The organism is Candidatus Babeliaceae bacterium, assembly GCA_041660765.1.
Lineage (GTDB): Bacteria > Babelota > Babeliae > Babelales > Babelaceae > JBAZVR01.
Window position 1 is genome coordinate 1 of record JBAZVR010000005.1, and the last position, 9,167, is coordinate 9,167.

The following is a 9,167-nucleotide window of genomic DNA, read 5'->3' on the forward strand; positions in this document are numbered from 1 at the left end:
CACTAACAATGGCTAAAATTCCATTGCCCATGCTCCGAAAGAAAGTTTGTAGTTGCATAATGTTCTCCGCTTTTAATTATCTGTATCTCGTATTTGAAATGGGCAACGAGAATTTAGCCCCAATCGTTGTGCGTAATACTAAGAAACAGCATCGCACGCAATTTTAGTGGCAATTTCGACAAATATCCATGCCTCTCTATCATTTGCAGGTTGCGCTCCTGTTGCAATTTTATCCAGCGCACCTTCAAGTGTTTCAACTTTTGATTTTAATTCTCTGATGATTTGACAAACTGCATAGTCATTTATCCATTTTGGGTCATCAATAAACGTTAATACAACCGCCTCGTTTCGGTTTAAATCATAAAGCAACCCATCAGTAGGCTGTTTTATAAATTCTGATAGTTTAGTTCCCTGCAATCCTTCGGGTGTTGCAATTACTACATTACCGTTTTTATATTCTTCTAAAATTTTGTCTTTTAATTCGCTCATTTTGATATATTTTAAACAATTAATAATAAAACACTACGCACAACACGTGTTAGCAAACATTCCAAAACCTTTTATTTTATTTTTTGCCCACCCACAGTTAAAAAGTAAGTATTACCAATTTTTTCAACCTTAACATTTTTCGGCAATCTTTTTTCTTTAATCTGTAACAAAACAGCTTGGCGAGTTACACCAAGCTGTTTTGCATAATGAGTTACAGATATTTTCATTACGCAATTTTTTTAATGCGTTCAAGAGTTGTTTTAGCAACATAAACTTTTCTTCCACCTTTAATTGCATCTTTTGGAATACCAGTAGAAGCCCACCCTCTAATAGTTCTGAATAATGATGAATTAACGGTTACTGAATCTGTTCCGTTGTAAAATTGGCAAGTTGTTGTTCCGAATTTTGTCATTGTCTTTATTTTTTAATTGTTAATATGGTTCAAAGATAAACATAAATTGTCATTTAGCAAGTATTTTAGTAAAAAAGTTTTCAAAGCCTCCCTAAAAAAGAAAATAAAAGGTTTTGGAACGAGCCACCCACAATCCAATGCACTTTGCTAACACCACCTTTAGGTGCTATACTAAAGACACCAACTCACAGGCTTTTTTATGACCTTCAACCGCTTCGTCCCAAGTTGAATATCTGTCTTGATATTGGTCATGTTCACCTCCGAAAATCATTGTTTCAAATAATAATGGTTCTCCATCGCCAAAAGAATGGTCTAAACCTAAAAATACAGTTGAAACTTTTACATCTTCAAATTGTGATTGCTCTACAATTCTGTTTTTACCTTCCATTTGTTTTGCCCATTCCATCAAATCGTTGCATTCAACAGGCGTTTTTCCTTTTAAAATGTATTGTCCGTTCATAATTTTGAATTTAAAAGTACAGCACCTAACAATATGTATAGTTAATGGCGGTTGTACTGGTTAATATTAAGTATTTACTATTCATTTACTTTTGTGCGTTTTGATAGGTTCGTGGTTTCTAATCCGCCACTAACCATACATTTAACGTTAGCGGAAATTGTCTTCAATCAGCGAAGAACGAAACCACTTTGCCCCAGCTTTAGTTGCTGCTAACATAAGTATTTTTTCTTTTTCAGAGTATTTCTGATATTCTTCGCTAAAGGGCAAATCCTGCTCAATTATTAAATCAATCTCTTCGTTAGTCGGCAACTGTCCGCTAACAGCAGTTATAGAACAGTTTTTTACTCGCTCTTTCCCATATTCCTCCATCCATTCAATTACTTCATTGTATCGTTTTTTGGTATCCAATCCAAAAACTCCCTTTGATTTTAAATATTCTTTTGCATCCATTTTGTATATTTTAAGTTTTGTGTTTCAAATCCGTAAAAAACCGATTCCATACCTGCGAACCGTTAGTGGCAATAAAAAATAATAAAACGCCTATTTAGTATCTGCCAATAAATTGTATTCCTTTTCTCCGTAATGCCTCACCGCCCATTTACCACACTCACAACTTACCACTTCACTCATTGGTGTGCTTTTGTCTGCACCTGCTTTTCTGCCTCCATGATATTCAAAACACCAATCATGTTCGTGTGGTAAGCTCTTACATAATTCGGTTCGTTCTGTCGCTTTTGTTTTGCCTCTCCACTTTTTTCCTTTCGAGCCACATGTTTTGCATTTCATCACTTCATAACTACTCGCATCCCAATACGCTCCAATGCCATACTGTAATTCCCATTCATGCTTGTGAGGCATAGGCGTTTTATTATTTTTTACATGACCACTAACAATGGCTAAAATTCCATTGCCCATGCTCCGAAAGAAAGTTTGTAGTTGCATAATGTTCTCCGCTTTTAATTATCTGTATCTCGTATTTGAAATGGGCAACGAGAATTTAGCCCCAATCGTATGTGGCATTATAAGAAACACCCCACTTCGATTTTTTACCAATATTCAATCCTTGTTTTGTAGCATACATTTTAGCGGCTCTTAACGTCAAGAAAAATCCATTTTCGCCATGTTCATTATTGCAAAGACCTTTGCCAGCCCAATTCATCAACCACGCATTGTGCATATATTCAATTGTACACCACTCGACACGAGGCTTATTAGGATTTAAAAGCGAATAAACAATGCCACATAACACAGGCTTTACGTTTTCGTCAGTAGGCGTTGCATTTGTTTTGCGAGGAAATATTCGTATTGTTTTCATAATTCTACATTCATTTTACCGGGCCAACTACCACCAAATGTAACCTGGTCGGGGTTTGGTATTAATATTTCGATTAGGCTGCTAATTTTGCCGCTATTGTCCTTTACTGTCCATGTTCCGTTTACCAAAGGACATGGGTTGCAGTGGAGTGTAACGCTCCTGTTTTTCAGGTAGCTAAAATAATTACTTCCAACTGCAACCCACCGTTGGGGGTTTTTTGGGTTTATGGTATCGCCTGTGGCTGTTATTCCTTTGTCGCTTCCACATTCTGCTGCAGTAGGATGATAAACGGTAATGTTTACCGGGAATATTGCAACCGGCACCGGTGTGTTTACAAGTGTAACTGTGTCGGTTTTTGTTACCATTTTTTTTGCTGCTTCAGATTTGTTTTTGCATTTATTTGGTGTTTGCCATGGGTATAAGTTCAGCACAAATATTAAAAATGCAAATAGCAACAACCAGGCTAGTATTTCTTTGAAGATTTTCATATTACAAATTCAAATTCGTCAATAATAAGGAAAATACATCCGGCGCGATTTTCAAGTTTCATTTTTGGTTTTTTCTTTAACCTGAGTGTTATCTCGTGCAGCTTTGCCCAATCCTTACGCATAAGAGCTACGTAGGTTATGTTTCCTATTTCGGATTGCAGTACCGGTGTAATTTGTTTTAAAATTCGGCGTACGGCTCTTGATTTTAATTTTATGTCGTTAGGTGTATTCATCTTTATTTCGGGAAGCTCAAGCATTCCGCTTTCGCCTACTATACATTCCTCTATGGTAATAACGCCGTCTTGTGCAGCTATAACAAATGGTTTTACATCTTTGTTGTTTGCAATTGATTTCATCATGTTTGTTATTATCTCTACTGCCTTTTCTCTTCTTGTTTCGGGATTCGTTGCTGTGTTTACTAGCACGTCTGTTGACGTTCCAACATTTGACATTGCATCCGGAAGTTTAATAGCTTCGCGTGTCCAGCAACTATCAATTTTTGCAATCCAATGGGCAATTTCTTTGTTTTTTGCATCAAAATATTTTACATTATCGGGATATAATATTCCGTAATCGGCCGTAAGAAGTTTTAATATTTTTTCTTCTTTAGTTAGCTCATTATCTTCAATTATCATTTGAAGATTGTTTTCGATTTTTTTGTTCATGAGTTTTTTGGGGTTTATTTACTAAATGCTTTGTTTATTTTTTCATAATTCAATATTTGATCTGCTTGGTATAAAAGCAATATGTTTTTCTTTTGTGCTTCGCATTTTTCATCATTGTATGCTTTTTTAAATTTGTCATCCAAAAAGGGATCGTTAAGAAAATCATTTTCTAACAACCATTGATCAACCTCTTTTTCTTTTATGCAAAAATTTACAAAACTTGATATGAAGAATGCAATTACACAAACAACAAAAGCAACTTTTTGATTGAAAAAGCAATATATGAATGTTGAAATTACTATTGTTAAAACAGTAATTGATATTCTGTATTTGCAACAAAATTTCAGGAATAATGATGTTTTTCTCATGGCTTTATATTTAAGGTTCTCCTAATTTTTCTAAAATCATATCGACTTGCTTTGGCGTAAGATGTGTGTTTTTGCGGCCTGTTACCTCTTTTATTTGTTCTTTGATTGAATTAATGTTTTCGCGGAATGTGCGAATATCCATTTTGTAGATTATGGCTAATGATGCTATTGTTTGGTTTGTTCGGTCGATAGGTTTTTTTGTCATAGGCATTTTTTTATTTTTGATTTTAATTATTAAAAAGTGGTTTGTTTTTGGAAGTGGAATACAAAACGTGGTACTTTGTCGCCTGCCTGTTCTATGGAGTTGTTTTGGTAAATTAATTTAAACCTAGAACATAAACGCTTTACTAAATGTTCGTAATTAGTATATATGCAGGTTTGTTTATCGCTGAGTCGTGTTACTATTTTATAACTTGTATCTTCTGGCATTATTCCACATTCCAAAATCAACACACCACCTGGCGTAAGTAAGTTGTAGCATTTATCAATAAAATTTCCGATCATTAAATCACCATCATTTATTTGATAGTGCAAAATGGAAGCTGCCAGTATAACATCAAATTGTTGATCCTCCGACATGGAGTAAAAATCGCCAGCGTAAAAATCGAGATTAGCATGTTTGTAAACTAAATTATTATACGCAGAAGCTGTTTCAATGGCCTCGAGGCTTATATCTATTCCTGTAACATGCTTTGCTGCATAAGCCGCAAAAATTGAATTATAACCGGTATTGCAGCCAATATCTAACATTGTTTTATTGGTTATGTGTTTTATAAGGTTTAGGCATTTATATTTTTCAACTGAGTGTTGATTTGGATTTCCGCATTTTATATCTTCGAAATAATGGTAGTTTGTTTTTGCGCTCAGGATGCTCAACATATATTTTTTAAAATCATCCGTAACAATATACATCATAGGCAAAATGTCATTTATGTTGTTATTCATATATAGTTCATTCCCAACATAAATATTGTAATCGAAACATTTCATACAAGCTATATTATGTGCTTCGCTGTATGCGGCTAAAATAACATCCTGATAAAAATCGAGAAGCCAGCCATCAATAAACAAATCAGTTTTATCGGATTGCAGGAATAGATCTATTTCTTTAAAAATCCAATTTCTTAATCCATCAAGCTGTTGCTGGTTGTATGTTTTAATTAATTCCAAAACGCTGATTTGCTCACCGCTTAAGTTAGTGTTGTTTTGGTGGTTTAGGTAATTGAGCATGCATCCGTCCAGCATCATGTATTGAGCTGGTTTTTTATCGCCTCTGTTTATAAAATCAACCCATGTTGTGGTAATTGTTGTTTTGCCTTGGTTTGGCATTCCTGACACGAGGTAAATTGTTTTAATGGTTATTTTTTTCATAGTTTTTATTTGTGTTGGTTTAGTGATTTTGCTTTGTATGTTTTCCCACATTTCGTTTATTTTTTCGTCTGAGGGTATTTTTAATTCTTCCGATTCAACTATAATTTTGTCCCATTGTTCGGCTGTTATTTGTGGTGCTTGTAATTGTGTTTGTTGTATTGCGTCATGATATGCATTTTTTGTTATTGAAATATTAATAAAGAAAAAATGGAAAGAGAATATAAAAATTTTGTGTTCTTTTGGAATAATAATATCAAAAAACCAATCCTTATAATGAAAGTGGATACAAATTTGGAGTGTGTATTTATTTTGTTCCATTGGTTAAATTTTTTGGCATGTATTAAGGTTATGACAGTTCATATTTGTATTTACTTAGAATGTTAAGCCTTGTAGCTCTTTTGCTGCTTTTTTCATTTCACACTTACTAAATGCTATCTTTTTAGTGTCCCCTTTGGGTTTGTAGTTAATCATACTTTTTTCATGTTGCACTGCATTTTTTAAATATACTTCAAATAAATTTCCTTTAAAATTTCGATTATTGAAAATGTATTGTGCCTGAACTAAATAGAACGGTAAATACTTTTTGCTTATTGCTACATATTGCCCCCTAATGCTGTTTTTCAAAATGCTAAAAAAGCCCTCAATAGTGTTTGTGTTAACTCCTTTTTTTGAGTAAACACCTTTGCTATGTTCGATTGTTAGATGCTCTATAACTTCGTCAAACTTCCTGTATGACCTAAAATCATCAGTAATTACAATGCTTTTATCAATTTTTACATTATCTCTAAGCATTGCTAACAGATTTTTAGAGGTTAATTTTTCAATCACTTTCAAAACTATGTCCCCATCACGCTCTACAATGCCAACTACTGGTATTTTTTTTGTGCCACGACCACGTTTATCATATACCCTTGAAATCATCGGCAGAGAATCATCCTTTGCGTATTTTTTACGTGGTTTACCGCCTACATAGGTTTCGTCCATCTCTACAATATGCTGTAAGCTGTTGCAATGGTTAATCATTGCACACCGTATTTTCATTGCTGCAAACCATGCAGTAGGGTAACCTATTTCAACATCTCTCATTAATTGCTTTGCGGATATTCCTTTTTTAGCATTTAGGATAAGCGTAATTAGCTGAAACCACTTAGGCAATGGCATTCTTGTATCTTCAAAAATAGTTCCTACAAGTACACTAAAATCGCTGTTACACTTATTACAATGGTAACGTGTAGTTTTAAGGCGTTTTGTTATGTGCTTTTTTTCGCCACAAAACGGACATGTAGGCTTTTTGCCCCATCTCAATTTTTCAAGATAGGCAATACATTTAGCCTTTGTATTGAACTTTTTACTTAGTGTTGTTAGGTTCATGGTTAAACTGGGTATTGAAAATATTTGCTTATCATTTTTTTGATTTCATTTTCAGGAATATTCATTTCCTTTTTTAGTTCTTCTAAAACTTTGGATTCATCTTTATTCAATAGTTGCGAGTCTATTACCTGATGCTCGTAATACCTTTGTTTTTGTATTATATCAAGTATTCTTTTTGTTAGACTTACTTCATTTGATTTATCCTTGATTTTCCATTTAATTAATAGGATAATGGAAACAATAATTGTCACACAAGTTCCAATTATTATAGCGTTGTCTATTACGTTTTTTATTGTCATATTTTGAAATTTATTTTGTAAAAATGTTTGAATTATAAATGATATTATTTCTGTTGTTATAAATTGAATTACTATAATTCCGAATCTTTTTGTTTGTTTTGTTTTCATATTGCTAATTTTATTAATTTCGCAAAGATATGAAAATTTATTCTGTCATAACCTTAATACATGCCAATTTTTTTATCAATTTCGGTTATTATTCGTTGCATTGTATTCATTTCGTAAGGAGCAAACTCCCTGAAAATAGGGTTAAATTGCACAACAAAAGCGGCGGCTTCGGCGGCATTAAACGTAAATTTAAAATCTTTTTTAGGGTTAAAAACTACTGTTATTTGTTTTTTGCATAGGCGCAAATAAACATCAATCAATAAATTTTTAACCATTGTTGTAAAGTACTTATCGCCTTTGTCGTTGAAAGGTAGTTTATACATCAAAGTGCATAACGATTCTAATTCGCCGCGATTAAGAGTGATTTTAATTTTTTTCATTATCAATCATGTTTTATTAAATATACAAACAGTAGCATTGCTGCTGCGCCCAAAACAAAAAGCGCAAAACCAATAATACAAAGTGCAAGCGTTTCTAAATTTGATATTTGCATTAATATTTTCATCATTTTTTAAATTTATTGGTTATATAAATTACTATTGCAACAGCTGAGAAAATTCCTACTGCAAACCAGGCAAAGGCCATAATAATTAATTTAGTGAGTGATATTGTTATCATCTTACTTTTTTGCGTTTTGATTTAGATCGATCTTTTAAAATTTCTTTGTGTATGGCCCTAACGGTTGATATAAATGCTATACGTTCCTGTAGCTTTTTTACTTCGGCTTTGATTTCTTTTTTATTCATAGGTTCTTGTTTCTAGACATTTGTGGCATGTTTTGGTGTCAAAATCCATTTGTATAAATTTGTGCTTGCATATAATCTGTTTCAATGATGCTTTGAATGACTCGTATAATAATAAATTACATTTTCCATCCTGAATATTCATAGGAAGTATAGAAAATTTTTTATAATAAATAAGAAGCCAATCAAGGGCTTTCGTTTCTCTTATTAATTCTGTACGGCTTACTTGTTTTCCTTGTATGTAGCTGTAACTTTTTTTGAAAATCGAAACATAAATTTTCTTAAATAATTTTTTCATAAAGTCGTTTTTTATTTTAAAGTTTCAATAGGTTCGTTAGTTTCTCTATCGTATAGAATGGCCTTTTGTATTTGATTTTTTAATTTTTCGAAAATATTTTTTATTATTGCATCATATTGTTTTTCCTTTGGAAAATCATGGTTGCTTAAGTAATTATATTTCCCTTTATCTTTGATGTGAAGGTTAAATTTTTCGGTACCGGGAATAAATTGTACCCAAAGCTTGTAATATTTAGGATAGGTTTTAGGCATGCTTTTTAAATTATTGTTATTAAAGAAAATAATTTGTAATTTTCATTCCTTCGTTGGTATTAAACTTACCATGTATTCCACAACTGCAGCAGGTGTTTGATAATTAGTGTTCATTATGCTATTTGTCTGTATTTATCAATGTTTTCCTTGTTAAATTCGTCTTTGTCAAGTACGCATTTGTTAAAAAGGTCAAGCAGCTGCTTGTCTCGTTTTTTTCCCAGGAACTGGACGGCCGCATGATACTCTGTTTGATTTTTCATATACCTGCAATACCAATCTATCATGTCTTTGAGGTTCGAATTATACATTTTGTTCATTTTTCGCTGCTTCAGGGCTTCCTCGTATAGTTTTTTAGTGAAAACAAAACCATTTTCGAAGCGTGGATCGAACCATTTTCCCGGATTTTTTTGCAAAAATGTCCAGGGATTTTTGCGCATATTGAAGTGTTTTATCAAAATCCGTTCGCAAAACATATTCATTCGGGCCTGTAAATTCGGGTTAGGTAACTCTTTTGTCGGCGAAAAAAACA

The 9,167-nt window shown here is 33.0% G+C and carries 20 protein-coding genes; all 20 read right to left on the reverse strand.

The features are described from left to right. Nucleotides 1-138: 138 nt before the first annotated feature. Nucleotides 139-489, reverse strand: coding sequence for a hypothetical protein (locus WC707_06725; GenBank protein MFA6066847.1), 351 nt, complete (start codon nucleotides 487-489; stop codon nucleotides 139-141). Between the two features lie 71 nt (nucleotides 490-560). Further along, nucleotides 561-716 carry a hypothetical protein gene (locus tag WC707_06730; protein ID MFA6066848.1) on the reverse strand — a complete coding sequence of 52 codons (156 nt, stop codon included), beginning with the start codon at nucleotides 714-716 and terminating at the stop codon, nucleotides 561-563. After that, nucleotides 716-901 carry a hypothetical protein gene (locus WC707_06735; GenBank protein MFA6066849.1) on the reverse strand — a complete coding sequence of 62 codons (186 nt, stop codon included), beginning with the start codon at nucleotides 899-901 and terminating at the stop codon, nucleotides 716-718. Before WC707_06735 ends, WC707_06730 begins: the two co-directional genes overlap by 1 nt. A 166-nt stretch (nucleotides 902-1,067) precedes the next feature. After that, nucleotides 1,068-1,361: a hypothetical protein gene (locus tag WC707_06740; GenBank protein MFA6066850.1), complete on the reverse strand. Its 294-nt coding sequence runs from the start codon at nucleotides 1,359-1,361 to the stop codon at nucleotides 1,068-1,070. Between the two features lie 147 nt (nucleotides 1,362-1,508). Next, nucleotides 1,509-1,811, reverse strand: a complete 303-nt coding sequence (locus WC707_06745) for a hypothetical protein (protein MFA6066851.1) — start codon at nucleotides 1,809-1,811, stop codon at nucleotides 1,509-1,511. 90 nt (nucleotides 1,812-1,901) lie between these two features. Beyond that, the gene (locus tag WC707_06750) at nucleotides 1,902-2,303 is read right to left on the reverse strand and encodes a hypothetical protein (protein MFA6066852.1); all 402 of its coding nucleotides are present in this window, start codon (nucleotides 2,301-2,303) and stop codon (nucleotides 1,902-1,904) included. 55 nt (nucleotides 2,304-2,358) lie between these two features. Then, nucleotides 2,359-2,676 carry a hypothetical protein gene (locus WC707_06755; protein ID MFA6066853.1) on the reverse strand — a complete coding sequence of 106 codons (318 nt, stop codon included), beginning with the start codon at nucleotides 2,674-2,676 and terminating at the stop codon, nucleotides 2,359-2,361. Next, complete coding sequence (locus WC707_06760; protein ID MFA6066854.1) at nucleotides 2,673-3,164, reverse strand: hypothetical protein; 492 nt, start codon at nucleotides 3,162-3,164, stop codon at nucleotides 2,673-2,675. The genes WC707_06755 and WC707_06760 overlap by 4 nt, the downstream gene beginning before the upstream one ends. Further along, nucleotides 3,161-3,829: a hypothetical protein gene (locus tag WC707_06765; GenBank protein MFA6066855.1), complete on the reverse strand. Its 669-nt coding sequence runs from the start codon at nucleotides 3,827-3,829 to the stop codon at nucleotides 3,161-3,163. Before WC707_06765 ends, WC707_06760 begins: the two co-directional genes overlap by 4 nt. 14 nt (nucleotides 3,830-3,843) lie before the next feature. Continuing rightward, nucleotides 3,844-4,197: a hypothetical protein gene (locus WC707_06770; GenBank protein MFA6066856.1), complete on the reverse strand. Its 354-nt coding sequence runs from the start codon at nucleotides 4,195-4,197 to the stop codon at nucleotides 3,844-3,846. Between the two features lie 10 nt (nucleotides 4,198-4,207). Then, complete coding sequence (locus tag WC707_06775; protein MFA6066857.1) at nucleotides 4,208-4,402, reverse strand: hypothetical protein; 195 nt, start codon at nucleotides 4,400-4,402, stop codon at nucleotides 4,208-4,210. 29 nt (nucleotides 4,403-4,431) lie between these two features. Beyond that, a complete protein-coding gene (locus WC707_06780; GenBank protein MFA6066858.1) occupies nucleotides 4,432-5,886 on the reverse strand; it encodes a class I SAM-dependent methyltransferase in 1,455 nt (484 codons plus the stop codon). Between the two features lie 54 nt (nucleotides 5,887-5,940). Then, a complete protein-coding gene (locus tag WC707_06785) occupies nucleotides 5,941-6,939 on the reverse strand; it encodes an IS1595 family transposase (protein ID MFA6066859.1) in 999 nt (332 codons plus the stop codon). Between the two features lie 2 nt (nucleotides 6,940-6,941). Then, nucleotides 6,942-7,346 (reverse strand): hypothetical protein, encoded by a 405-nt coding sequence (locus WC707_06790; GenBank protein ID MFA6066860.1) that lies wholly within the window; start codon nucleotides 7,344-7,346, stop codon nucleotides 6,942-6,944. A 53-nt stretch (nucleotides 7,347-7,399) separates the two neighbouring features. Then, nucleotides 7,400-7,726 (reverse strand): hypothetical protein, encoded by a 327-nt coding sequence (locus WC707_06795; GenBank protein ID MFA6066861.1) that lies wholly within the window; start codon nucleotides 7,724-7,726, stop codon nucleotides 7,400-7,402. A gap of 2 nt (nucleotides 7,727-7,728) precedes the next feature. Next, on the reverse strand, nucleotides 7,729-7,854 hold the full coding sequence (locus tag WC707_06800; protein MFA6066862.1) for a hypothetical protein: 126 nt from the start codon (nucleotides 7,852-7,854) through the stop codon (nucleotides 7,729-7,731). Nucleotides 7,855-7,960: 106 nt separating this feature from the next. After that, nucleotides 7,961-8,092, reverse strand: a complete 132-nt coding sequence (locus WC707_06805; protein ID MFA6066863.1) for a hypothetical protein — start codon at nucleotides 8,090-8,092, stop codon at nucleotides 7,961-7,963. Further along, the gene (locus WC707_06810) at nucleotides 8,085-8,387 is read right to left on the reverse strand and encodes a hypothetical protein (GenBank protein MFA6066864.1); all 303 of its coding nucleotides are present in this window, start codon (nucleotides 8,385-8,387) and stop codon (nucleotides 8,085-8,087) included. Before WC707_06810 ends, WC707_06805 begins: the two co-directional genes overlap by 8 nt. A gap of 11 nt (nucleotides 8,388-8,398) precedes the next feature. Then, nucleotides 8,399-8,638, reverse strand: a complete 240-nt coding sequence (locus WC707_06815; protein ID MFA6066865.1) for a hypothetical protein — start codon at nucleotides 8,636-8,638, stop codon at nucleotides 8,399-8,401. 113 nt (nucleotides 8,639-8,751) lie between these two features. Beyond that, nucleotides 8,752-9,167 (reverse strand): hypothetical protein (locus WC707_06820; GenBank protein ID MFA6066866.1); only part of this gene is annotated, 416 nt, incomplete at its 5' end.